General features: G+C 65.4%; 19 protein-coding genes. 13 read left to right on the top strand and 6 right to left on the bottom strand.

The window, feature by feature from the left end; all coding sequences use genetic code 11:
* Window positions 1-34 precede the first annotated feature (34 nt).
* Entirely contained in the window at window positions 35-1,348 is a 1,314-nt protein-coding gene (locus BGRAMDRAFT_RS28795) for a YihY family inner membrane protein (RefSeq protein ID WP_006052420.1), read from the bottom strand.
* A gap of 198 nt (window positions 1,349-1,546) precedes the next feature.
* Here BGRAMDRAFT_RS28795 and wrbA point away from each other — a divergent pair, with 198 nt between their 5' ends.
* Genes wrbA through BGRAMDRAFT_RS28775 form a run of 4 tightly spaced genes read left to right on the top strand, consistent with a single transcriptional unit; the run spans window position 1,547 to window position 4,998 of the window.
* Complete coding sequence (wrbA, locus tag BGRAMDRAFT_RS28790; RefSeq protein WP_006052419.1) at window positions 1,547-2,149, top strand: NAD(P)H:quinone oxidoreductase; 603 nt, start codon at window positions 1,547-1,549, stop codon at window positions 2,147-2,149.
* Window positions 2,146-2,643: a DUF2069 domain-containing protein gene (locus tag BGRAMDRAFT_RS28785; RefSeq protein ID WP_006052418.1), complete on the top strand. Its 498-nt coding sequence runs from the start codon at window positions 2,146-2,148 to the stop codon at window positions 2,641-2,643. The genes wrbA and BGRAMDRAFT_RS28785 overlap by 4 nt, the downstream gene beginning before the upstream one ends.
* A gap of 58 nt (window positions 2,644-2,701) precedes the next feature.
* Window positions 2,702-4,120 carry an FAD-binding oxidoreductase gene (locus tag BGRAMDRAFT_RS28780; RefSeq protein ID WP_006052417.1) on the top strand — a complete coding sequence of 473 codons (1,419 nt, stop codon included), beginning with the start codon at window positions 2,702-2,704 and terminating at the stop codon, window positions 4,118-4,120.
* Between the two features lie 59 nt (window positions 4,121-4,179).
* Window positions 4,180-4,998: a metallophosphoesterase gene (locus BGRAMDRAFT_RS28775; protein WP_006052416.1), complete on the top strand. Its 819-nt coding sequence runs from the start codon at window positions 4,180-4,182 to the stop codon at window positions 4,996-4,998.
* Between the two features lie 55 nt (window positions 4,999-5,053).
* On the opposite strand, the gene BGRAMDRAFT_RS35110 is transcribed toward BGRAMDRAFT_RS28775, so the two are convergent.
* Together BGRAMDRAFT_RS35110 and BGRAMDRAFT_RS28770 are read right to left on the bottom strand one after the other, a co-directional pair.
* Window positions 5,054-5,212 carry a hypothetical protein gene (locus tag BGRAMDRAFT_RS35110; protein WP_006052415.1) on the bottom strand — a complete coding sequence of 53 codons (159 nt, stop codon included), beginning with the start codon at window positions 5,210-5,212 and terminating at the stop codon, window positions 5,054-5,056.
* Window positions 5,213-5,415: 203 nt separating this feature from the next.
* A complete protein-coding gene (locus BGRAMDRAFT_RS28770; RefSeq protein WP_006052414.1) occupies window positions 5,416-6,354 on the bottom strand; it encodes a LysR family transcriptional regulator in 939 nt (312 codons plus the stop codon).
* A 167-nt stretch (window positions 6,355-6,521) separates the two neighbouring features.
* Here BGRAMDRAFT_RS28770 and BGRAMDRAFT_RS28765 point away from each other — a divergent pair, with 167 nt between their 5' ends.
* Genes BGRAMDRAFT_RS28765 through BGRAMDRAFT_RS28750 form a run of 4 tightly spaced genes read left to right on the top strand, consistent with a single transcriptional unit; the run spans window position 6,522 to window position 11,439 of the window.
* Window positions 6,522-8,135, top strand: a complete 1,614-nt coding sequence (locus BGRAMDRAFT_RS28765) for an efflux transporter outer membrane subunit (protein ID WP_006052413.1) — start codon at window positions 6,522-6,524, stop codon at window positions 8,133-8,135.
* Between the two features lie 11 nt (window positions 8,136-8,146).
* Window positions 8,147-10,375, top strand: a complete 2,229-nt coding sequence (locus BGRAMDRAFT_RS28760; protein WP_006052412.1) for an FUSC family protein — start codon at window positions 8,147-8,149, stop codon at window positions 10,373-10,375.
* Entirely contained in the window at window positions 10,365-10,565 is a 201-nt protein-coding gene (locus BGRAMDRAFT_RS28755; RefSeq protein WP_006052411.1) for a DUF1656 domain-containing protein, read from the top strand. Before BGRAMDRAFT_RS28760 ends, BGRAMDRAFT_RS28755 begins: the two co-directional genes overlap by 11 nt.
* Window positions 10,566-10,578: 13 nt before the next feature.
* Window positions 10,579-11,439: an efflux RND transporter periplasmic adaptor subunit gene (locus BGRAMDRAFT_RS28750; RefSeq protein WP_006052410.1), complete on the top strand. Its 861-nt coding sequence runs from the start codon at window positions 10,579-10,581 to the stop codon at window positions 11,437-11,439.
* 36 nt (window positions 11,440-11,475) lie between these two features.
* Here BGRAMDRAFT_RS28750 and BGRAMDRAFT_RS28745 read toward each other — a convergent pair whose 3' ends face one another.
* Window positions 11,476-13,152 carry a methyl-accepting chemotaxis protein gene (locus BGRAMDRAFT_RS28745; RefSeq protein WP_044021939.1) on the bottom strand — a complete coding sequence of 559 codons (1,677 nt, stop codon included), beginning with the start codon at window positions 13,150-13,152 and terminating at the stop codon, window positions 11,476-11,478.
* A gap of 420 nt (window positions 13,153-13,572) precedes the next feature.
* On the opposite strand from BGRAMDRAFT_RS28745, the gene BGRAMDRAFT_RS28740 reads away from it, so the two are divergent.
* The 3 genes from BGRAMDRAFT_RS28740 to BGRAMDRAFT_RS28730 all read left to right on the top strand — a co-directional run bounded on the left by BGRAMDRAFT_RS28740 (window position 13,573) and on the right by BGRAMDRAFT_RS28730 (window position 18,298).
* Window positions 13,573-14,862 carry an MFS transporter gene (locus tag BGRAMDRAFT_RS28740; protein WP_006052408.1) on the top strand — a complete coding sequence of 430 codons (1,290 nt, stop codon included), beginning with the start codon at window positions 13,573-13,575 and terminating at the stop codon, window positions 14,860-14,862.
* 224 nt (window positions 14,863-15,086) lie between these two features.
* Window positions 15,087-17,450 (top strand): UvrD-helicase domain-containing protein, encoded by a 2,364-nt coding sequence (locus BGRAMDRAFT_RS28735; protein ID WP_006052407.1) that lies wholly within the window; start codon window positions 15,087-15,089, stop codon window positions 17,448-17,450.
* Window positions 17,451-17,494: 44 nt separating this feature from the next.
* Entirely contained in the window at window positions 17,495-18,298 is an 804-nt protein-coding gene (locus BGRAMDRAFT_RS28730; RefSeq protein WP_044021942.1) for a 5'-methylthioadenosine/adenosylhomocysteine nucleosidase, read from the top strand.
* A 32-nt stretch (window positions 18,299-18,330) separates the two neighbouring features.
* Here BGRAMDRAFT_RS28730 and BGRAMDRAFT_RS28725 read toward each other — a convergent pair whose 3' ends face one another.
* On the bottom strand, window positions 18,331-20,223 hold the full coding sequence (locus BGRAMDRAFT_RS28725) for a propionate--CoA ligase (protein ID WP_006052405.1): 1,893 nt from the start codon (window positions 20,221-20,223) through the stop codon (window positions 18,331-18,333).
* 306 nt (window positions 20,224-20,529) lie between these two features.
* On the opposite strand from BGRAMDRAFT_RS28725, the gene BGRAMDRAFT_RS28720 reads away from it, so the two are divergent.
* Window positions 20,530-23,409, top strand: coding sequence for a valine--tRNA ligase (locus tag BGRAMDRAFT_RS28720; RefSeq protein WP_006052404.1), 2,880 nt, complete (start codon window positions 20,530-20,532; stop codon window positions 23,407-23,409).
* Between the two features lie 69 nt (window positions 23,410-23,478).
* Window positions 23,479-24,360 carry a UTP--glucose-1-phosphate uridylyltransferase GalU gene (gene galU, locus BGRAMDRAFT_RS28715; protein ID WP_006052403.1) on the top strand — a complete coding sequence of 294 codons (882 nt, stop codon included), beginning with the start codon at window positions 23,479-23,481 and terminating at the stop codon, window positions 24,358-24,360.
* A 129-nt stretch (window positions 24,361-24,489) separates the two neighbouring features.
* Here the strand turns inward: galU and BGRAMDRAFT_RS28710 are convergent, their stop codons facing one another.
* Window positions 24,490-24,717 carry a sulfurtransferase TusA family protein gene (locus BGRAMDRAFT_RS28710; protein ID WP_029967676.1) on the bottom strand — a complete coding sequence of 76 codons (228 nt, stop codon included), beginning with the start codon at window positions 24,715-24,717 and terminating at the stop codon, window positions 24,490-24,492.
* Between the last annotated feature and the right edge of the window lie 121 nt (window positions 24,718-24,838).

Below are 24,838 nucleotides of genomic sequence, written 5' to 3'. Positions count from 1 at the left end.
CGCTCAAGCCGCCGCCCCGCTCCACTCTGAACGCCTAGGCCGCCTGATGCGGCATCGACGACGTGCCGCGCTCGTTCTCTTCAGCGGCCGCCGCGCGCGCCGCGGCACGCACGGCGAGCAGCGTCGCGAGCGTCACCCGCAGTTTGTCGTTCTCGAGCGCCGCGAGCAGCGTGGCGCCGTCCACACGAGTCGACGCGAGCTGAAGCTGATACTCCAGCTCAGCGCGATCCATGACGAACAGGTCGTATAGCTGCTGCACCGTGATCTGCGCGGGATTGGCCAGCAGCAGGAAGTGCGGGCGCGACGCGTCTTCCTGCAACTGCGCGATCCATTCGATCTGTTCGAGCTTTTGCAGCAGATTGACCGTCGTGTCCATATCGCGGCGAAGCATCCGCGAAAGTTCCGTCACCGTGTAGCCGCGCTTGCCGGCATCGCGCGCTTCGCAAAGCCGCGCGAGCAATTCCAGCGCATCGAACAGATTGCTGCCCTCGAAAGTCGGTCGATGAAACTGGCCGATGCGAATGGCCGGCAACGCCGACGCGATCATCGCGCCCGCCAGCGTGATGAACCAGCAGAGGTACATCCACAGCAGGAAAAGCGGCACCGCCGAGAACGCGCCGTACACCGCGGTATAGGTCGGCATGCGACGCACGTAATAGCCGAAGCCGCGCTTGGCGAGTTCGAACGCAATAGCCGCCGTGAGGCCGCCGATCACCGCATCGCGCCACTCCACACGGCAGTTCGGCAGATAGACATAGAGAATCGTGAAGGCGAGCGCCGTCAGCGGCAAGGCGGCGCCCGCGAGCGCGAATTCGATCACCGGCGTCATGCGCTGGGCCGCGCTGAACGTCATGGACTGCGTGAACAGATACGACGAGATCGAGAGGCTCACGCCGATCAGAATCGGACCGAGCGTGATGATCGCCCAGTACACGAGGATGCGCTGCGCGATAGGCCGCGCCTTGCGCACGCGCCAGATTACGTTGAACGCGGATTCGATCGTCATCATGGTCATGACGCCCGTGAGAAACAGCAGCACCATGCCGATGGTCGTCAAGCCCTTCGCCTTCGACGCGAACTGATTCAGATACTTGAAGATCTGGCTGTTCAGTTGCGCGGGCATCAGGTGGTCGGCGAGGAAAAACTGCAGCGACTCCTGGAACGAACTGAAGAGCGGAAACGCCGTGAAGAGCGCGAACGCGACGGTGGCGAGCGGCACCAGCGCGAGCATCGTGGTGAACGTGAGGCTGCCGGCCACCTGCGCAATGCGGTCTTCGCTGCTGCGCTTCGCGGCGAACTGCGCGAGCCGCTTGAGCGTATCGAGGTCGAAACGCACCCTGGACAACAAACCTGCCTCCTTGCTTTGTCTGACTGTGTTTAAGGACCGCCTGGCCGAACCTTCAGCGAACTCTCAAAGCACTCTTAGAGCATTCTGAGCGCACCCTCGACGCGCCTTACGCGAGCCCTGGCCGAATGGCTATGAATGGCTGGGAACGGCCTCTAGAGCGGACCCAAGCCCTATAATACCCGTTCACTGATGAGGCTTATGAAAGACATTCTCGTGCTCTATTACAGCCGTCACGGCGCCACGCGCGAGCTTGCGCTGGCGATCGCACACGGCGTCGACAGCGTCCCCGGCATGCAGGCGCGCGTGCGCACCGTGCCGGCGGTTTCCACCGTCTGCGAGGCGACGCAGCCCGACATTCCCGCCGAAGGACCGCCGTACGCCGAACTGCGCGACCTCGAGGAATGCGCCGGTCTCGCGCTCGGCTCGCCCACGCGTTTCGGCAACATGGCCGCATCGCTGAAATACTTTCTCGACGGCACCACGCCGCAGTGGCTGTCGGGCGCGCTGTCGGGCAAGCCGGCCTGCGTGTTCACGTCCACCGGCAGTCTGCACGGCGGCCAGGAGTCCACGCTGTTGTCCATGATGCTGCCGCTGCTCCATCACGGCATGCTGATCGTCGGCATCCCGTACACGGAGAGCGCATTGAGCACAACGCAAAGCGGCGGCACGCCCTACGGCGCGTCGCATTTCGCGCGCGCGGGCAGCGCCGCACAAGGCATTTCCGCCGACGAGAAAACGCTGGCCGTCGCGCTCGGCGCACGTGTCGCGCGCACGGCGGCATCCATGAGCGAAAGACCGTGAATCGCACGCTGCCGCCGTCGCCAAACCTGCACGCCGCGCTCGGCGCGACGGCTTCGCTCGTCACGCTGATCGCGTTGTCGATTGCCTGGGAAGCGTGGCTCGCGCCGCTGCGCCCGGGCGGCTCGGCGCTCGTACTGAAGGCCGTGCCTCTGCTGCTCGCGCTGCCGGGCGTGTGGCGGCGGCGTGTCTATACGCTGCAATGGGCGTCGATGCTGATCCTGCTTTACTTTACCGAGGGCGTCGTGCGCGGCTGGAGCGAGCGCGGCTTGAGCGCGGGCTTCGGTTGGCTCGAAGCGATGCTTAGCGTGCTCTTTTTCGTCTGTACGCTCGCGTATGTCGCGCCGTTCAAACGCGCGGCAAAAACGGCGGCGAAAACGGCGGCGAAAGATGCGGCACGAGAGGCCGAACGAGACGCGGAAAAAACGGCAGCGGAAAACGTATCGAACGGCGCCGCGAAGCCGCCCCGCGAACATCCGCAAAACGCGGACGTCTGAACGTAATACGCTCGACTTGCGCATCAGCATCCGCCGCCCAATCCCGCATCCAACCGACATGACCCAATCCGCTTTCCTCACTGCCTGCCGCGACGCCATCGGCGCCGCCCATGTGCTGACCGACGCGCACGACACCGCGCCCTACCTCACCGACTGGCGCCGCCGCTACACCGGCGCGGCCTGCGCGGTGCTGTCGCCGGCGACGCCCGCCGAAGTCGCGGCGCTCGTGAAGCTCGCCGTCGAACATGGCGTCCCGCTCGTGCCGCAAGGCGGCAACACGGGCCTTGCGGGCGGCGCCACGCCCGATGTGAGCGGCGCGCAGGCGGTCGTCAGCTTGCGGCGCTTGAACCGCGTGCGCGACATCGATCCGCACAACAACACGATCACCGTCGAAGCCGGCGTGATTCTCGCCGAAGTGCAAAAACGCGCCGACGAAGCCGGCCGTCTGTTCCCGCTGAGTCTTGCCGCCGAAGGCAGTTGCACGATCGGCGGCAATCTCGCGACCAACGCGGGCGGCACCGGCGTTCTGCGCTACGGCAACACGCGCGAACTCTGTCTCGGCCTCGAAGTCGTCACGCCGCAAGGCGAACTGTGGGACGGTCTGCGCGGGCTGCGCAAGGACAACACCGGCTACGATCTGCGCGATCTGTTCATCGGCGCGGAAGGCACGCTCGGCATCATCACCGCGGCCGTGCTGAAGCTGCATCCGCAGCCGGCCGCGCGGGTCACGGCGCTCGCTGCGCTCGCGTCGCCGCATGCGGCGCTCGACTTCCTGTCGCTCGCGCAACGCGTTGCCGGGCCGTTGCTCACGGGCTTCGAACTGATGTCGGACTTCTGCCTGCGGCTAGTCGGCCGGCACTTCGAGCAGATGCGCTATCCGTTTGCCGAACCGCACGCGCAAATCGTGCTGCTCGAATTGTCCGACAGCGAAAGCGAGGAGCACGCGCGCGCGCTCTTCGAGCGTCTGATGGAAACGGCGCTCGAAGACGGCGTCGTGCAGGACGCGGTGGTCGCGGAAAGCCTCGCGCAATCGCGCGCGTTCTGGAACCTGCGCGAACATATTCCGCTCGCGCAGGCCGAGGAAGGTCTGAACATCAAGCACGACATTGCGGTGCCGATCTCGCGCATCGGCCATTTCATCGAGGAAACCGACGCCGCGATCGCGCAGGCCGCGCCCGGCGCGCGCATGGTGACGTTCGGCCATCTCGGCGACGGCAATCTGCATTACAACGTGCAGGCGCCGGAGGGTGTGGACGCGAAGGCGTTCCTCGCGCAATTCCAGAGCCCGATCAACGGTATCGTGTACGACAGCGTGCATCGGCATCGCGGCAGCATCAGCGCCGAACATGGGCTCGGGCAGTTGAAAATTGATGAAGCGATGCACTACAAGCAGGACGTCGAGGTCCAGATGATGCGTGCGGTGAAGCGCGCGCTCGATCCGCTGAACCTGATGAACCCGGGCAAAGTGCTACGCTAAAAGCGTGAAGCAACCGGTTGAAACCGGATGCAACCCAGCCACTCGCAGGAGCCTTCTTCGTGAAAATTCGCGTGCTGTCCGATCTGCATCTCGAGAACGACGAGCCTGAACTGATTCCGCACGCAGAAGCGGATCTGATCGTGCTGGCCGGGGACATTCACAATCACGCGGCGGGCCCGCGCTGGGCCGCGCAGACCTTCGACGGCGCGACGCCGGTGATCTACGTGCCGGGCAATCACGAGTACTACGACGGCGAGTTCGGCGCGCTCGAAACCGCGTTGTACGACGCGGCCGCGCAGGTCGACAACGTGTACGTGCTGAACAACGCCGCACTCGTCGATCCGCAGGGACGCTGGCGCGTGCTCGGCACGACGTTATGGACGGATTTTGCGCTGTTCGGCGCGGACAGCGCGGCGCTGGAAGAATCGATGGAGGCGTCGCGGCGCGCCATGCTCGACTTTCGCGGGCCGATTCAGATCAACTGGCCGCACGGGCTGGAAAACCGCGCCGAGGACGACGCGCGCGACTTCACGCCCGGCGACGCGCTCGCGCTGCATCGCCAGGCGCGCGCCTGGCTCGAGAACGAACTGGCGAAACCGTTTGCCGGGCAGACGGTCGTGGTCACGCATCACGCGCCGCATCGTTTGAGTCTCGCCGAGCGTTACGCGGAAGACCACGTGTCCGCGGGCTTCGTCAACCATTTGCCGGAGCTCGTGCGGGCGCCCGTCACGCTATGGATTCATGGGCACACGCATACGTCGTTCGACTACACGGTGAACGGCACGCGCGTGGTGTGCAATCCGCGGGGCTATTTCGAGCGGCGCAGCAGGCAGTGGGAAAATCCGCAGTTCGCGTGGGATAAGGTCGTCGAGATCTAGCGCGGCGGCGCTGCGGCCTCAAACCGCAGACGCGCCCCGCCGCAAGCGCAAACGACTACCGCCCGCTCCGCTGCTTGCCCGCTTCGGGACGCTCGATCCTGATTGGCGCAAGTTGCGGCTGCTGCTGACGCAGGCGGCGCAGCAGGTCGCGAGATGCGGCAATGCCGATCAGTCCAAACATGACGGCCACGCCGATCATCAGATGCGTATCCATGAAATCCTCGTCCTTCGGTGATTGCGATTGCCGAACGTGGCGGCGACAACAACGCGCCGGTTTGACGCGCGGCGCATTAACCACACGGTAGCAAATCGATTCGCGCGCGGAAGTAAGGAAATGTTGCGGCGCGGCGCCGATGTAACAGCCCGCCGATTCAACCGCACGTCAGCAAACCGGACAAGCGCAGACCGCTCGCCGGCTCAGGTCCGCGCGAACTGCCGCAGCTCGGCTTCGTCGACTGCGAGCGTCGCCGGAAGCTCGTCGCGCAGATGCTCGATCCACGTGCGAATCTTCGCGTCCAGATACTGGCGCGACGGATACAATGCGTACAGGTTCATCTCCTGCGAGGTGTAGTCGGGCAGGAGCCGCACCAGGTCGCCTTTGCGCAAGCCGCTGATCGCCGAGTAAATCGGAATCAGGCCGATGCCCATGCCGCTCGTCACCGCGACCGCCATCGCCTCCGCGACGTTCACCTGAAACGTGGCCGGCCCGAGCGCGATGGTTTCCTCGCCGTTGGGGCCGTCGAAGGTCCATTTGTCGGGCGGAAACACCGGCGTGACCATTTGCAGGCACGCGTGGCTCGCGAGATCGGACGGCGTTTGCGGCACGCCGTGCTTCTCCAGATAAGCCGGCGACGCGCACACGATGCTGAACGCGCTGCCCAGCCGCTGCGACACCAGTCCCGAATCCGGTAGACCCGTGGCGAGCGTCAGCGACACGTCGAAACCTTCGTCGAGCAGATCGGGCATGCGCTGCGCGAGCGTGAGCTCGACATGCACTTCGGGGTAACGTTGCTGATAGCGGCCCACCGCCGGCACGACGTAGTGCTGGCCGAAGCTCGTCATCGCGTGAACCTTCAGTTTGCCGGACGGACGCGCGTGCGCGTCGCTCGCCTCGGCTTCCGCCTGATCGACATACGCGAGAATCTGCTCGCAGCGCTGCAAATAGCGCTCGCCCGCCTCGGTGAGCGCGATGCGGCGCGTGGTGCGGTTCAACAGGCGCGTGCGCAGATGCGCTTCCAGATCGGAGACCGCGCGCGACGCGTACGCGGTCGTCGTATTGAGGTGCTGCGCGGCACCCGTGAAACTGCCCGCCTCGACGACGCGGACAAATACGCGCATGTTTTGAAGCGTATCCATACCTGATCCTTATCCAGCATCCAAGCCAACCCGTCGATTGTTACACGCAATGCAAAGGCGATTATCACAATTCCCGTAAAAATCCCTTGCATCTTTACCGGTTATTCCCCAATCGATCGAAAAATATAATTGCGCGGTAGCTTCTATAGTCATTTCTGGAGGAAATCGTGCAGTCTCCGGTCGCCACGAGGATCGCCGCAGCCGCGGCTCTTACGATCCTATTAACAATTGCCGGCTGTGCAAGTACCGGAGGCATCGCTCAGCAGGCGAGCCGTACCGACCCGGCCTCGCTCGACGCGGGCAGCGCGATCCGCGCGGCCGACGCCGACGCCCAGTGGCCCGCCGCCGACTGGTGGCGCGTCTATGGCGATCCGCAGCTCGACGCGTGGATCGAGGCCGCCCAGGCGAACAATCCGAGCCTCGCCGCGGCGCAGGCGCGCGTGCGCGAAGCCATGTCGATGGCGGGCGTCGCCCGTTCTGCGCAGGCTCCCCAGGTGAACGGCGACCTGTCGATCAAGCGCCAGAAGTGGGCCGACAACCTGTACTACGGTCCGGGTCCGCTCGCCGGCGAGCAATCGTGGAACAACACCGGCACGCTCGCGCTGTCCTATCACCTCGATCTGTGGGGCAAGGACCGCAACGCCGCCGAGCGCGCCCTCGACGCCGCCCACGCGCGCGCCGCCGATGCCCGCGCCGCGCAACTCGAACTGCAAGCCAACGTGGTTCGCACCTACATCGGGATGTCGCTCGACTACGCGCTGCTCGACATCGCCCGCGCCACCTTGCAGCAACAGCAGCAAATCGCCGACCTGGCGAACCGGCGTCTGAAGGGCGGCATCGGCACGCAGCTCGAAGCGAGCCAGGCGCAAACGCCGCTGCCGGAATACGAGCGGCAAATCGATGCGCTCGAGGAAAGGATCGCGCTCGGCCGCAATCAACTGGCGGCGCTCGCGGGCAAAGGCCCCGGCGCAGGCGACTCGATCCAGCGGCCGAAGCTCTCGCTCGCCGCGCCCGCGGGCTTGCCGAGCGCGCTGCCCGCGGAGCTGATTGGCCATCGGCCGGACATCGTCGCCGCGCGCTGGACGGTGGCGGCGCAGGCGCGCGGCATCGACGTCGCGAAGGCCGGGTTTTATCCGGACATCGATCTGCTCGCGTCGATCGGCGGCTATGCGGCGATGGGGCCGCTCTTCCAGTTCCTGAAGAATCCGTCGCATAGCTGGAGCGCCGGTCCGGCGCTGTCGCTGCCGATCTTCGACGGCGGCCGGCTGCGCTCGGAACTGGGCGCGGCTTCCGCCGGTTACGACGAGGCGGTGGAGAACTACAACCAGTCGATCGTCGGCGCGCTCAAAGACGTCTCCGATCAGGTGATCCGCATCCGCTCGCTGACGACGCAGGCGCAGGACGCCGAGCGCTCGGTGGCCGCCGCGCGCAAGAACTACGAACTGGCGCGCGAAGGTTATCGGCGCGGTCTCACCGACTATCTGAACGTGCTGACGGCGCAAAACCAGTTGCTGCGCGCGCAGGAAGGCGTCGCGAAAGTCCACGCGGAGCGGCTCGGCGCGCATGCGTCGCTGGTTACCGCGCTGGGCGGCGGCCTCGACGAGCCGGCGAACGGGCCGGCGGCGAACGAAACGCTGCCGGGGCATGGCAAGGGCAAGGGCGGCGCCGAGGGCAGTGTCAGCAACTCCGCTGCCGCCTCGAACGGAACCGCTGCGCCGGAGGCGGCAGGCCCGGCACCGCGCCCAGCAACAAGCCCCGCGCCCCACGCCGCAGCCGACTAAGGAAGCCCGCCATGTCAGCCTCCCCTGCTTCCGCCTCGCGCCCCCCGTCACTCGCCGCCTGGTCGCGCGCCGCCGCCGACTGGGCGCGCACCGACGGCCTCACGTGGATCTATCTCTTCAAGGCGCTGGCCGCGTGCTTCCTCGCGCTCGGCATCGCGATGAAGCTCGACCTGCCGCAGCCGCGCACCGCGATGACCACCGTCTTCATCGTGATGCAGCCGCAAAGCGGGATGGTGTTCGCGAAGAGCTTCTACCGGATTTGCGGCACGCTCGTCGGCCTCGTCGTGATGCTCGCGCTGATCGGACTTTTCGCGCAGCAGCCGGAGCTCTTTATCGCGACGACCGCGATCTGGGTCGGCATCTGCACCGCCGGCGCCGCGCGCAACCGCAATTTCCGGTCGTACGGATTCGTGCTCGCCGGCTACACCGCCGCGCTGATCGGCATCCCCGCCTCGCAGCATCCGGACGGCGCGTTTCTCGCCGCGCTCACGCGCGTCGCGGAAGTCGTGCTCGGCATCGTCTGCGCGGGCGCGGTCAGCGGCCTCGTGTTCCCGCAATTCGCCGGCTTGCAGATGCGCGGCGCGGTGCGGGCGCGGTTCTCCTCGTTCGTCGACTATGTGTCGGCGTCGCTGGCCGGGCGCATCGACCGCGCGCAGATCGAGGCGACCAATGCGCGCTTCGTCGCGGACATTGTCGGCTTCGAGGCGGCGCGCAGCGTCGCCGTGTTCGAAGGCCCGGATTCGCGGATGCGCGCCGGCCGTCTCGCGCGCCTGAACAGCGAGTTCATGACCGCGTCGACGCGCTTTCACGCGCTGCATCAGTTGATGAACCGGCTGCGCAACGCCGGCACGCATGGCGCCGTGATCGCCATCGACGCGCTGGAGCCGTACTTCAAGGAGATCGCGCCCTTGCTCGCGAAGTCCGGCGAGCCGGTGCGAAGCGCCGCCGATGCCGCGCACGCCGCCGCGCAACTCGAAGCGTACAAGGCCGAGTTGCCGCGCCGCGTGCGCGCGACGCGCGCCGCGCTAGAAACGCATCCCGACGCGCCGCTGCTCGACTTCGACACGGGCGCCGAACTGCTGTACCGCTTCATCGACGACCTGCATGCGTACGCGGCCACTTACGCGTCGCTGGCCGTCGACACCCACGCGCGCGAGCGCTGGGTCGAGCGCTACGAGCCAAAGACGAACGCAATCGCGGCGGGCGTCGCCGGCCTGCGCGCGGCGCTCGTGATGATGGCGCTCGGCGCCTTCTGGATCGCCACCGCATGGCCGAGCGGCTCGACGCTCACGCTCAACGCGGCGGCCGTGTGCGCGCTCGCGTCGTCGTCGCCGGACCCGAAACGCACCGTCTTTCAGATGGCCGGCGGGACGCTCGCGGCCTCGGTGATGGGCATGCTCGCGGTGTACGGCGTGTTTCCGCGCATCGACGGCTTCCCGCTGCTGTGCGCGGCGCTCGCGCCGTTCCTGCTGCTCGGCGTATTCATGACGACGCGGCCCGCGCTCGCCGGCTACGGCGTCGGCTATTGCATCTTCTTCTGCTTTCTCGCCGGCCCGGACAACGTGATGCATTACGACCCGACGAGCTTTATCAACGACGCGATGGCGCTCGTGCTGTCGATGCTGGTGTCCTCGGTGGCGTTCGCCGTGTTGCTGCCGCCGTCCACGCCGTGGCTGCGCAACCGGCTGCTCGCGGATCTGCGCCGCCAGGTCGTACTCGCGAGCCGCGCGCACCTGAGCCGCGTGCGCTCGCACTTCGAGAGCGGCGCGCGCGACCTGATGTTCCAGATCAACGCGCTCGCGCAGAACGACCCGGCGGCGCGGCGTGACACGTTGCGCTGGCTGTTCTCGGTGCTCGAAATCGGCAACGCGGTGATCGATCTGCGCCGCGAAGTGGCCGCGCTGCCGGCCGATGCGCGCTACGCGAAAGCGACGCCGTGGCGCATTGCACTGCGCGCGATGTGCGACGCGCTGACCGCCCTCTTCGAACGGCCGCGCAGCGATCGCTTCGAACGCGCGCTTAAAGCGACCAGCGAAGCCATCGACGCCATGCAGGCGTTACTTACGGCGTTGGCGTTCGCCCCGCCGCGCGACGAGCGCCATCGGCTGCAACGCATTCTGAGCCAGTTGCACTTCATTCGTACCGCGCTGCTCGATCCGCAGTCGCCGCTCGAACCGTGGACGGGCGCGCGGACGGACACGCCGGCAGACGCACCCAAAGGAGTCTCACATGCCGCGTGACATTGCCGTTTTCGACGCCTATGTGCCCACGATCGTGCTGCTGTTCGTCGCGGGCGCGGCGATTACCTGGGTGCTGGATCGCGTGATCGCCTATACGGGCGTTTATCGCGTGGTGTGGCATCCGTCCCTGTTCCGGGCCAGCCTGCTCGTCTGCGTATGCGGCGTGCTGGGCCTTGCCGTTTACCGTTGATCCGAGTCGAAACATGACCATCCGAAATCTTGTTGGCTTCGTCGCGACAGCCATTGTTTTTATCGTCGCGATCCTGCTGGGGCGCGTGCTGTGGGTTCATTACATGGATGAACCGTGGACGCGCGACGGACGCGTGCGCGCCGAGATCGTCAACGTCGCGCCGGACGTGTCGGGCGCCGTCGTCGAGTTGCCGGTCAAGGACAATCAACTGGTGAGGAAAGGCGATTTGCTGATGCAGATCGATCCGTCGCACTACGAGATCGCCGTCGAGCAGGCGCAGGCCGCGGTGGCCGCGCGCAAGGCCGAATTGCAGATGAAGCGCGACGACGCGCGGCGTCGCGCGGATATGGATTCGCTCGTGGTGTCGAAGGAGAGCCAGGAAAATGCGGCGCATACGGCATCGGCCGCCGAGGCCGCCTATCAGCAGGCGCTCGCCGCGCTCGACGCCGCGAAGCTCAATCTCGCCCGCACGCGCGTCGTGTCGCCCGTCGACGGCTACGTGACGAACCTGAACGTGTTTCGCGGCGACTACGCGACGGCCGGCGCGGCGAAGCTCGCGATCGTCGACAGCCACTCATTCTGGGTCTATGGCTACTTCGAGGAAACCAAGCTGCCGCACCTGCATATCGGCGACAAGGCCGAAGTGCGGCTGATGAGCGGCGGCACGCTGCAAGGCCACGTCGAAAGCATCTCGCGCGGCATTTACGACCGCGACAATCCGCAAAGCCGCGAACTGCTCGCCGACGTCAACCCGACCTTCAACTGGGTGCGGCTCGCGCAGCGCGTGCCGGTGCGCGTGAAGATCGACTCGGTGCCCGACGGTGTCGTGCTGGCGGCGGGCATTACCTGCACGGTGGTCGTCAAGCAGAGCTGAGCGGCGCCGCTACAAGCTCTGCAAGCTCTACAAGCCCTACAAGCGGAACTTGCCGACCATCTGCTTGAGGCCGTGCGCCTGATCGTCGAGCGAGCGGGCCGCCGCGGTCGCCTGCTCGACCAGCGCCGCGTTCTGCTGCGTGCCCGAATCCATTTGCGCGACGGCGAGGTTGATTTCCTCGATGCCGGCGCTCTGCTCCGACGAAGCCGCCGAGATCTCGCCCATGATGTCGGTGACGCGCTTCACGGCCTTGACCACTTCGTCCATCGTCTGGCCGGCGTCCTGCGCGAGCGTCGAGCCGTTGCTGACCCGCTCGACCGACGTGCTGATCAAGCCCTTGATCTCCTTCGCGGCGGCGGCGCTGCGCTGCGCGAGGTTGCGCACCTCGGCGGCGACCACCGAAAAGCCGCGCCCTTCCTCGCCCGCGCGCGCCGCCTCGACGGCCGCGTTCAGCGCGAGAATATTGGTCTGAAACGCGATGCCCTCGATCACGCCGATGATGTCGCCGATACTGCGCGCGCTGTCGTTGATCTCGTTCATCGTCGCGACGACGCGGCTCACCACTTCGCCGCCCTTCTCCGCGATCTCCGACGCGTTGTTGGCGAGCGTGCTCGCCTGCTTCGCGTTGTCGGCGTTCTGGCGAACCGTCGACGTCAACTGCTCCATGCTGCTCGCCGTGCGCTCGAGCGCCATCGCCTGCTGCTCGGTGCGTTGCGACAGATCGAGGTTGCCCATCGAAATTTCGCCCGAGGCGGTCGCAATCGCGTCCGCGCTCGACGCAATATCCGATACCGTGGTCGCGAGCCCGCTTTGCATGTCGGAGAGCGCGTACAGCACGCTCGACTTGTCCTTACGTCCGAGCTTGATCTGGTTCGACAGATCGCCCGCCGCGATCCGGCTCGCGATCTCTTTCGCGTAGGCCGGTTCGCCGCCCAACTGGCGGGCGAGGCGGCGCACCACCCACTCGCTGACGAACGCGGCGAGCACGATCAGCCCGACCGTCATCACCGCGAGCATCACGAACGACGAGTGATAAATGAAGCCTGACGCGTCGATGGTCGCCTTCGCGGCCGTGCCGCGTTCCGCCACGAGTTGATCGACGAGTTTTTCGAGCTTGCCGGTTTCGACGAGCAGCGACACGTCCTGCGTGCCGACCTGCCAGTTCATCTGCGAAAGGTCGAGCGGCTGCGCTTTCACGAGCGTCACGAAGTCACGCAGATGCGCGCTCCACGTCGCGACGCCGGCGGCGAATTTCTTCTGATGCTCGACGGCCTGCGCGTCGGATTTGTCGACGTACTGCTGCAGCGTGGCGAGTTCGGCGGCGAGGCCGTTCAGGCCTTTGTCGATGTCCGCGCCGAGTTCGTCGCGCTCCTTCGCGGTGGTCGCCGTCAACAGCATTTTTTGCGCGCGGCTTGCGCGCAGCATGTGGCCGCGCGCTTCCTCGGCGGCGCGGCTCGCGACGTGGCCCTGGTCGTAGATGGATTGCGCGGACGCGTTCAGGCGGCTGATCTGCGTGAGCGAAAACACGCCGATTGCCAGCGTGCCGACCAGCAGCACCGCGAACGCGGCGCGCAACATGGCCTTGACCGACAGCCCCTTGAGCCGCACGACTCGCGCCCCGCCACCCTTTCCCCGCGACGGCGACCGGCCGGCCGCCTCGGTGTCCGGAACGAACCCCGCGCTCTTCCGGCTGCCCAGCGGAACTGCTGACACTGCTGAACCTACTTTCATATTCCCCGTCCCCACGTTTAAACCTGCCGCAAAGGTCTGTTCCGGCATTGCTTTTTCTCTCTCCGGGTCTACGGCATCGGCGGCCGCGATCTTTAGCGCGGTTTGCCCGATGCCGACCGTGATTCGCCCGGTCCTCGACGCGCCGCTTCGTGGGCGCGCGCCGCGCCAGTTTTATACATGGCCAAAAATCCGCCCGTTCTGATTTACAGCGATGCGCGAGGCCCGCATGACCGTGTCCGATTCGCGACAAAACTTGTCCTTACATTTCGGTCGAGCCACATTAAACTGCGACAAATAGCTGAGCACGCGCGAATTCGCGTCGTTATGCCGCAACGACGCAGACCAGGAATCGCGACGCGCCGCCAGCAGGATTGCCCCTTCCTTTCCCTTTCTTTGAAGCGTATGGAAACCAGCCTCGATAAACGCGCACTTGCCGGCGCGTCAGCCCAAACCGGCAGCGCCGCCAATGCCTCAGCCGCGTCGGCTGCCGCATCTTCAGCCGCGCAGCCGGCCGCCAAGGTTCAGCGCACGGTCTATTCCGTGCTCGGCGCGATCAGCTTCTCGCATCTGCTGAACGACATGATCCAGTCGTTGATCCTCGCCATCTACCCGATGCTGAAGGACAACTTCTCGCTGTCGTTCGGACAGATCGGCCTGATCACGCTGACCTATCAGATCACCGCGTCGCTGCTTCAGCCGCTCGTCGGCATCTATACGGACAAGCATCCGAAGCCGTACTCGCTGCCCGTCGGCATGGGCTTCACGCTCGCCGGCCTGCTGCTGATGTCGATGGCGACGAGTTTCGGCGTGCTGCTGGTGGCCGCGGCGCTAGTCGGCTGCGGGTCGTCGGTGTTTCATCCGGAATCGTCGCGGGTCGCGCGGATGGCCTCCGGCGGCCGTCACGGGCTCGCGCAGTCGCTCTTCCAGGTGGGCGGCAACGCGGGATCGTCGCTCGGGCCGCTGCTGGCCGCGCTGATCGTGATTCCGCACGGACAGCGCAGCATCGCGTGGTTTTCGGTGGCGGCGCTCGTCGCAATCGTCGTGCTGACGCAGATCGGCCGCTGGTACAAGCAGCATCCATCCGTGAAAAAGGCGCGCAGCCAGACCGCTCACGCAACGCTCTCGCGCAACCAGGTCATGTTCGCGATGAGCGTGCTGATCCTGCTGGTGTTCTCGAAGTACTTCTACCTCGCGAGCATCAACAGCTATTTCACGTTCTATCTGATCGACCGGTTCCATCTGCCGGTGCAGGCCGCGCAGATTCATCTGTTCGTGTTCCTCGCGGCCGTGGCCGCGGGGACCGTGATCGGCGGTCCGATCGGCGACAGGATCGGCCGCAAATATGTGATCTGGGTGTCGATTCTCGGCGTCGCGCCGTTCACGCTGCTGCTGCCGTATGCGAACCTGTTCTGGACGGGCGTGCTGACGGTGATCATCGGCGTGGTGCTGGCCTCGGCGTTCTCGGCGATCCTCGTCTATGCGCAGGAACTGATTCCGGGCAAGGTGGGCATGGTGGCGGGCCTCTTCTTCGGCTTCGCGTTTGGCCTCGGCGGCATCGGCGCCGCGGTACTCGGCGAACTCGCCGACGCGACGAGCATCACGTATGTGTACAAAGTCTGCTCGTTCCTGCCGTTGCTCGGCGTGCTGACGGTGTTCCTGCCGGATGTGGAAGGCAAGCGCGCGAAGGCGTGAGGGCTTTCGGTCGGACTTGTGACGAAAAGGCGCTGCGGCGCCTTTTCTTTTTTGCCGCGGCGGGCCGGACGAGGCGCTTGCCCGTTGTCGACCGGGAAGCATGCTGGCCGCGCGTCGGCTCCGGCAACGTAAAACCCAACGCGCCAAACGGTGCTCACGAGGCAAAAAAAGCAAGCGAGCGTCGGGGCATATAATGACGAACACCCCGCCGTCCCTCCGAAAAAATGCCCGATCTGCTAGCCAATCTCAACCCCGAACAACACGCCGCCGTCACGCTCCCGAACGAGCCCGCGCTGATTCTCGCCGGCGCAGGCAGCGGCAAAACGCGCGTGCTCATCACGCGCATTGCGTGGCTCATCCAGCACGGCCTCGCGTCGCCGGCGACCATCCTTGCCGTGACGTTCACGAACAAGGCCGCGCGCGAAATGATGTCGCGTCTGTCGGCGCTGTTACCCATCGACACGCGCGGCATGTGGATCGGCACCTTTCACGGCCTGTGCAACCGCATGCTGCGCGCGCATCATCGCGACGCCGCGCTGCCGGCCACGTTCCAGATTCTCGATACCGCGGACCAACTGTCCGCGATCAAGCGCCTGATGAAGGGCCTCAACATCGACGATGAAAAGTACCCGGCGAAGAATCTCCAGTACTTCATCAACAACGCGAAGGAACAAGGGCTGCGCCCGAAAGACGTCGACGCCACCGACAACTTCAACCGCAAATTCGTCGAGCTCTACGAAGCCTACGACCAGCAGTGCCAGCGCGAAGGCGTCGTCGATTTTCCGGAGCTACTGCTGCGCTGCTACGAACTGCTGGCGCACAACGCGCCGCTGCGCGCGCACTATCAGGCGCGCTTCAGACACATTCTCGTCGACGAGTTTCAGGACACCAACAAGCTGCAATACGCGTGGCTGAAGCTGCTCGCGGGCCAGACGAATTCGATCTTCGCGGTCGGCGACGACGACCAGTCGATCTACGCTTTCCGCGGCGCGAACGTCGGCAACATGCGCGACTTCGAACACGAGTTCAACGTCCGGCATCTGATCAAGCTCGAACAGAATTACCGCTCGCACGGCCATATTCTCGACGCGGCCAACCAGTTGATCGCGAATAATTCGCGGCGCCTCGGCAAGAATCTGCGCACCGACGCCGGTCACGGCGAGCCGGTGCGCGTCTACGAGGCCGCGACGGATACTCAGGAAGCCGGCTGGATCGTCGAGGAAATCAAGGCGCTCATCAACACGGGCACGTCGCGCAGCGAAGTCGCCGTGCTTTATCGCAGCAACGCGCAGTCGCGCACGATCGAGCACACGCTGGTGAACGCGGGCATCGCGTATCGCGTGTATGGCGGTTTGCGCTTTTTCGAGCGTCAGGAAGTCAAGCACGCGCTCGCCTATCTGCGCCTGATCGACAATCCGAACGACGACACCGCGTTCGCGCGCGTCGTCAATTTTCCGACGCGCGGCATTGGCGCCCGCTCGATCGAACAACTCGCGGACGCGGCGCGGCTCTACAACTGCTCGATGGCCGCGGCGATTCCGTATGTCGCCGGCAAGGCGGGCTCGAGCCTCGCGGCATTCGCGAACCTGATCGGCAAGATGCGCGCGGAAACGCAGCAGATGAGCTTGCCGGACACCGTCGAATACGTGGTGCGCGCAAGCGGCCTCGCCGACTTTTACCAGAACGAGCGCGAAGGCCAGGATCGGCTGGAGAACTTGCAGGAACTGGTCAACGCCGCCGCGGCGTTCGTCAGCGAAGAGGGCTACGGCATGAACACGCCGGCGCGCTCCATTCCGCTGCGCCCAGGCGCGACGGCCGCGCCGGAACTGGCCGTCGCCACCGACGACCCCAACGTCGTCGTGCTCGACGCGCCCGGCATTGCCGACCCCGCGCAAAACCCCGACACGATGACGCCGCTCGCGGGCTTCCTCTCACACGCGTCACTCGAAGCCGGCGACAACCAGGCGCAGGCCGGCCAGGAAGCCGTGCAACTGATGACAGTGCACGCGGCGAAGGGTCTGGAATTTACCGCCGTGTTCATCACGGGACTCGAAGAGGGGCTGTTCCCGCACGAGAACAGCGCGATGGAGTCGGACGGTCTCGAAGAAGAGCGCCGCCTGATGTACGTCGCGATCACGCGGGCGAAAGAGCGCCTGTATCTGTCGTTTGCGCAAAGCCGGATGCTGCACGGCCAGACGCGCTACAACATCCGCTCGCGTTTCTTCGACGAACTGCCGCAGGAAACGCTCAAGTGGCTCACGCCGAAGGTCGAGGCGGGCGCGCGCTGGGGCGGCCGCTCCGACAACGCGGGCTATGGGCGCGACTGGTTCGCGCGGCCCGACCGTCAGCAGGGCTATGGCGGCGGCGCATCGACGGCGGCAGCGCCCTTGCCCGCTTTCGCCAATGAGCAGCGCGCGGCGGAAGCCGGTTTTCGCGTCGGCCAGCAGGTGTTCCACACGAAGTTCGGCGAAGGCACGATCACCGCGCTCGAAGGCGGCGGCACCGACGCGAAGGCGCAGGTCAAGTTCAAGCGCCACGGCGAGAAATGGCTCGCGCTGGCGGTCGCCAAATTGCAGGCGGTTGAGTGAGCGGCGTCGACGGCGGCGAGCGCACGGCGCAGGCTGGCGGTCCGCTGGACGATCCGCAAGTAGCTAATGCACAGGTTACGCACGTTACGCAACGCCCGCTCGGCGTGCTCGCGGCCTTGCCGCAGGAACTCGGCGACCTGATCGAGGCGATGCGCGCGGAATCCGGCGTGCGTACTGTGATCCACGGCCGGCGCGATTATCACGTCGGCACCGTCCACGGCGTGCCGTGCGTCGTGACGTTGGCGCGCGTCGGCAAAGTCGCGGCGGCGGCCACGGTCAGCGCGCTGATTCATGCATTCGATGTCGAGGCCGTCGTCTTCACCGGCGTCGCCGGCGGTGTCGGCGAACAGGTGCGGGTCGGCGACATCGTCGTGGCGAATGCGCTGTTGCAGCACGATCTCGATGCGTCGCCGCTCTTTCCGCGCTTCGAGGTGCCGCTCCTCGGCATGTCGCGCTTCGCAGCGGACGCGGCGCTCGCCGCGCAACTCGCGCAAGCCTGCGAGCGTTTCATTGCGGACGAAGGCGCGGCGTCGGCCGCGCGTTTCGGCACGCGCGAGGCGCGCGTGCATCGAGGGCTGATTATCAGCGGCGATCAGTTCGTCGCCAGCGCGGCAGGCGTGCGCGCGTTGCGCGACGCGTTGCCCGACGCGCTCGCCGTCGAGATGGAAGGCGCGGCGATCGCGCAGGTCTGTCACGAGTACGGCGTGCCGTGCGCGGTCGTGCGGACCATCTCCGATACCGCCGACGACCACGCGCCGGCATCGTTCGTGTCGTTTCTCACGGAGATCGCCGGGACGTATTCGAATGCGATCCTGACGCGCTTTCTGAAGGCGCGCGGCGAGCGCTGAGTCGGCAACCGCACCCGCTCGGCCACAAACTCCTAGCCTTTCAACCCCTCACGCACCTGTTGCAGCGCCGCCGGATCTTCGATGGTCGGCAGCTCGCCCGGCTCGCGTCCCTCCGCGAGCGCCGCGATAGCCCGGCGCAGCAGCTTGCCCGAGCGCGTCTTCGGCAGCATCGAGACGATCACCACGCGCGACGGCCTTGCGATCGCGCCGAGCTGCCGGTCCACCGTCGTCGTCAGTTCGGCTTCCAGCTTCGTGCGCGTGCCGGCGTCGGCGTAAGCCTGCGCGTCGCGCAACACCACGAAGGCCATCGCCGCCTGCCCCTTCACGGCGTCCGTCACGCCGACCACGGCGACTTCCGCGACGGCCGCATGGCTCGACAGCGCTTCCTCGATTTCGCGCGTACCGAGCCGGTGGCCCGCGACGTTGATCACATCGTCCGTGCGGCCGAGAATCGTCACGTAGCCGTCTTCGTCCTGAATGCCCCAGTCGAAGGTCGAATACACCTGCTGGTTCGGCACGCTCGACCAGTACGTGCTGACAAAGCGCTTGTCGTCGCCCCATACGGTCGACATGCAGCCCGGCGGCAGCGGATAGTCGAGCGTCAACACGCCTTTCTCGCCGGGCGGGCACGGTTCGCCCGTCAGCTCGTTGCGCAAGGTCAGACTGAAGCCGGCCGACGGCACGCCCGGTGAGCCGAGCTTGGTCGGCAGCGCTTCGACGCCGCGCGGAATCGCGAGCATCGGCCAGCCGGTTTCGGTTTGCCAATAGTTGTCGATGACCGGCTTGCCGAGCGCGCCCGCGATCCACGAGGCGGTCGGTTCGTCGAGCGGCTCGCCGGCCAGAAACAGCGTGCGCAGGCTCGACAGATCGGCCTGTTTCAGCAGCGCCGGGTCCTGCTTCTTCAGCACGCGCAGCGCGGTCGGCGCGGTGAACATGAGGTTGATCTTGTGCTGCTCGACGAGGCGCCACCAGATGCCGCCGTCCGGGCGAATCGGCGTGCCTTCGTACATCACGGTCGTCAATCCCGCGAGCAACGGCGCGTAGACGATATAGCTGTGGCCCACCACCCAGCCGACGTCCGACGCGGTGAACATCGTGTCGCCGGCCTTGCCCTCGAAGATGTGTTCCATCGACGCCGCCAGCGCCACCGCGTAGCCGCCCACGTCGCGCTGCACGCCCTTCGGCTTGCCGGTCGTGCCCGAGGTGTACAGCACATAAGACGGCTCGTTCGATTCGAGCCATTCGCAGGGCACGTGCGCGGCGAAGAACTTTTCACGCAGCGGTTCGTAGTCGACCAGATAATTCGCGTTGAGGCGCTCGGGCGCGAGTTGCCGGTCGATCAGCAGCACGCGCGGCGTCTTGTGGCTCGCGCGCGCGAGCGCTTCGTCGACGAGCGGCGTGTAGTCGATCACCCTGCCGCCGCGCGCGCCGGCGTCGGCGGTCACGATCAGCACCGGCTTCGCGTCGTCGATGCGCGCGGCCAGATTCGGCGCCGCGAAGCCGCCGAACACGACCGAGTGAATCGCGCCGAGCCGCGCGCAGGCGAGCATCGCGAACAGCGCCTCGGGGATCATCGGCAGATAGAGCAGCACCACGTCGCCGCGCTTCACGCCGAGCGAGCGCATGACCGCGGCCATGCGGTTGATTTCCGCGTACAGCTCGGCGTACGTATAGCGGCGCTCGATACCCGTTTCCGTCGACACATACACGAGCGCGTTTTGCTGCGCGCGCTCCACGAGATGCCGGTCCACCGCGTTATGGCACAGGTTCGTGCGTCCGCCGACAAACCAGCGCGCAAACGGCGGGTTCGAGCGGTCCAGCACGGTATCGAACGGCGTTTCCCAATGGATGCGCCGCGCCTCGTCGCGCCAGAATGCCTCGGGATTGTCGATCGAACGGCGGTGGAAGTCGCGGTAGCGGGTCATCGGCGGCGATCCTTCGAGTGCGGTGAGAAAACCTAAAGACGCGGGCGCGCCGCGGCGCACGGCAGCGGGTAGCAACGGACAGCGGCGGCGGGAAGCGCGTGAATGAAGCATAAAGTACGCGCCGCCGCGTGGACAACGCGGGTTCACCATGAGCGGCGCGGGCGGAGCGCTGTCTTATGACGGGCGCGGGCTGGCGAGATCCGAACCGGGCCAACGCAAGCCGACCAACCCAACCCCAAAACCAGGCCCGCGCCTGCTGCGCCGCTTATAATCGAACATTCCCCGCATTCATCAGCCGATCGACACATGAGCGACACCCCGAGCGATACCTCCTCCACCCTGGCCAAGAGCTTCGAGCCGCACACCGTCGAAGCCCACTGGGGGCCCGAATGGGAAAAGCGCGCGTACGCCGCGCCCGCTTTCGACGGCAACCGGAAAGACTTCTCGATCCAGTTGCCGCCGCCGAACGTCACGGGCACCCTGCACATGGGCCACGCGTTCAATCAGACCATCATGGACGGCCTCGCCCGCTATCACCGCATGCTCGGCGAAAACACGCTGTGGGTGCCGGGCACGGACCACGCGGGCATCGCCACGCAAATCGTCGTCGAACGGCAACTGGACGCGAAAGGCGTGTCGCGCCACGATCTGGGCCGCGAGAAATTCGTCGAACGCGTGTGGGAATGGAAGCAGGAATCCGGCTCCACCATCACGAACCAGGTGCGGCGTCTCGGCGCGTCGATCGACTGGTCGCGCGAATACTTCACGATGGACGACAAAATGTCGACCGCCGTGCGCGACGTGTTCGTGCGCCTCTATGAACAGGGCCTCATCTATCGCGGCAAGCGGCTGGTGAACTGGGACCCGGTGCTGCTCACGGCCGTGTCCGATCTCGAAGTGGTCAGCGAGGAAGAAAACGGCCATCTGTGGCACATCCAGTATCCGCTGACGGACGGCTCCGGCCATCTCACGGTTGCCACCACGCGTCCCGAAACCATGCTCGGCGATACCGCCGTGATGGTTCATCCGGAAGACGAGCGCTACGCGCACCTGATCGGCAAGACCGTGACGCTGCCGCTGTCCAACCGCGAAGTGCCGATCATCGCCGACGACTACGTCGACCGGGAATTCGGCACCGGCGTCGTGAAGGTCACGCCCGCGCACGACTTCAACGACTATCAGGTCGGTCTGCGCCACAAGCTGCCGCAAATCGAAATTCTCACGCTCGACGCGAAGATCAACGAAAACGCGCCGGAAAAATACCGCGGCCTGGACCGTTTCGACGCGCGCAAGCAGGTGGTTGCGGATCTTGAAGCGCTCGGCGCGCTTGAATCCGTCAAGCCGCACAAGCTGATGGTGCCGCGCGGCGACCGCACCGGCGTCGTGATCGAGCCGATGCTGACCGACCAGTGGTTCGTCGCGATGAGCAAGCCGGCGCCCGAGGGCACGTTCACTCCGGGCAAGTCGATCGCCGAAACCGCGCTCGACGTGGTGCGCAACGGCCAGATCAGGTTCGTGCCGGAAAACTGGACCTCCACGTATTACCAGTGGCTGGAAAACATCCAGGACTGGTGCATCTCGCGCCAGCTCTGGTGGGGTCATCAGATTCCGGCGTGGTACGGCGAAAACGGCGAAATCTTCGTCGCGAAGACCGAAGAAGGCGCGCGCGAAAAAGCGGCCGAAGCCGGCTATACCGGCCCGCTCAAGCGTGACGAAGACGTGCTGGATACATGGTTTTCGTCTGCGCTCGTGCCGTTTTCGTCGCTCGGTTGGCCGAACGAGACGCAGGAACTGAAGCACTTCCTGCCGTCGTCGGTGCTGGTCACGGGCTTCGACATCATCTTCTTCTGGGTCGCGCGCATGGTCATGATGACCACGCACTTCACCGGCAAGGTGCCGTTCGACACGGTCTACGTGCACGGCCTCGTGCGCGACGCCGAAGGCCAGAAAATGTCGAAGAGCAAGGGCAATACGCTCGATCCGATCGATATCGTCGACGGCATCGGGCTCGATGCGCTCGTCGCGAAGCGCACCACCGGCCTGATGAATCCGAAGCAGGCGGCGTCGATCGAAAAGAAAACCCGCAAGGAATTCCCCGACGGCATTCCCGCGTTCGGCACCGACGCGCTGCGCTTCACGATGGCGTCGATGGCCACGCTCGGGCGCAACGTCAACTTCGACCTCGCGCGCTGCGAAGGCTACCGCAACTTCTGCAACAAGCTGTGGAACGCCACCCGCTTCGTGCTGATGAACTGCGAAGGCCACGACTGCGGCTTCGGCAAGCCCGCACAATGCGGGGAATGCGGGCCGGACGGGCATCTGAATTTCTCGTCGGCGGATCGCTGGATCGTGTCGCTCTTGCAGCGCGTGGAAGCGGAAGTCGCCAAGGGTTTTGCCGACTATCGCTTCGACAATGTGGCCAACGCCCTATACAAGTTCGTATGGGACGAATACTGTGACTGGTATCTCGAACTCGCGAAGGTGCAGATCCAGACGGGTCAGCCGAACCAGCAGCGCGCGACGCGGCGCACCCTGCTGCGCGTGCTCGAGACGGTGTTGCGCCTCGCGCATCCGGTGATTCCGTTCATCACCGAGGCGTTGTGGCAAAAAGTTGCGCCGTTGGCCGGGCGTTATCCCGCGGACAAGGCCGAGGGCGAAGCGTCCGTCATGGTGCAGCCGTATCCCGTTGCCGAGATGTCGAAGATCGACGAAGAAGCGGAGCAATGGGCCGCCGACCTGAAGGCAATGATCGATGCGTGCCGGAATCTGCGCGGCGAAATGAATCTGTCGCCGGCGGTGAAGGTGCCGTTGCTCGTCACCGGCAACGCGGAGCGGCTGCGCAGTTTCGCTCCGTACGCCCAGGCATTGGCCCGTCTTTCCGAAGTGCAGATCATCGCCGACGAAGCAACGCTCGACGCGCAGGCAGATGGCGCGCCAATTGCTATCGTAGGAAGTGACAAGCTCGTGCTGAAGGTCGAGATCGATGTGGCCGTCGAGCGCGAGCGCCTGTCGAAAGAGATTGCGCGGTTGAGCACGGAAATCGTCAAGTGCAATGCCAAACTGCAGAACGAAAGTTTTGTCGCCAAGGCGCCGCCCGCAGTCGTCGAGCAGGAGCAGAAAAGGCTGGCGGAATTCGAAGCGACTGTCGGCAAGTTGAAAGCGCAGCTCGCGCGCTTGCCGGCCTGATCGGCGCTCCACGCCCGCCCCACGCGGCGGGCACGGACTGATTAAACCAGAGGACTCAGGGTAAATCACATGCTAAAAGTTACAAAGGCGGTATTTCCGGTAGCAGGTCTTGGCACCCGGTTCCTCCCTGCCACGAAGGCAAGCCCGAAGGAAATGCTGCCTATCGTCGACAAGCCGCTGATCCAGTACGCGGTGGAAGAAGCCATGGCGGCCGGCATCACGGAGATGATCTTCGTCACGGGCCGCAGCAAGCGTGCGATCGAAGACCACTTCGATAAGTCGTACGAAATCGAAGCGGAGCTAGAGGCGCGCGGCAAGGACAAGCTGCTCGAACTCGTGCGCAGCATCAAGCCGAGCCATGTCGACTGTTTCTACGTGCGTCAGCCGGAAGCGCTCGGCCTCGGCCACGCGGTGCTGTGCGCCGAAAAGCTGGTGGGCGACAACCCGTTCGCCGTGATTCTCGCGGACGACCTGCTGTACGGCACGCCGCCCGTCATGACGCAAATGATCGAGGTGTTCGACCACTATCACAGCTCGGTGATCGGCGTCGAAGAGATCCCGGCGCAGGAAACCAAGTCGTACGGCATCGTCGACGGCAAGGAATGGGAAGACTCGATCATCAAGATGTCGGGCATCGTCGAGAAGCCGGAGCCGAACGTCGCGCCGTCCAATCTCGGCGTTGTCGGCCGTTACGTGCTAAAGCCGCGCATTTTCGATCACATCCGCTCGATCAAGCCGGGCGCCGGCGGCGAACTGCAGTTGACGGACGCGATCCAGTCGCTGCTCGCCGACGAACAGGTGCTCGCGTACAAGTATCACGGCACGCGTTTCGACTGCGGCAGCAAGCTCGGCTATCTGAAGGCGACGGTGGAATTCGCGCTGCGCCATCCGGAAGTGGCCGCGGATTTCGAAGAATATCTGCGGACGCGTTCGCCGGTGCTCGAAGGCTGATTCTTTCGTGCGAATGAAAAAGGCGCTGTGCTCCGCTTTCGCGGGCACAGCGCCTTTTGTTTGCAGCGCGCGTTTTCAGCGGACGCGTTTGAGAGGACGCGTTCGAGCGAACGTGTTTCAGCGCCTGCGTCAGCGGCGCTTCATCAGAAACGTGAAAACCTTGTCGTGCGACGAACTCTCGACGATCTCATTGCCGGTCTGCTTCGCGAACGCGGCGAAATCGCGCTGCGAACCGGGGTCGGTGGCGAGCACCTTGAGAATCTGGCCGCTTTCCATATCGGCGAGCGCCTTTTTGGCGCGCAGGATGGGCAGCGGGCACATCAGCCCGCGCGCATCGACTTCCTTGTGAATCTGAATTTGCATCGACGATGACCTTCGGGACGAGACGCCGTTGTGCGACGCCAGACAGAGGGTCAAATTCTACCGCAGCCTGCGCCGCGCTGCCGGTGGCGGTGGTGGTCCGAATGCCGCCGCCGCA

This window comes from Paraburkholderia graminis C4D1M (genome assembly GCF_000172415.1).
GTDB classification, from domain to species: domain Bacteria; phylum Pseudomonadota; class Gammaproteobacteria; order Burkholderiales; family Burkholderiaceae; genus Paraburkholderia; species Paraburkholderia graminis.
Note: the sequence above shows the minus strand (reverse complement) of the source record. Positions and strands in the feature narration are given on the sequence as shown.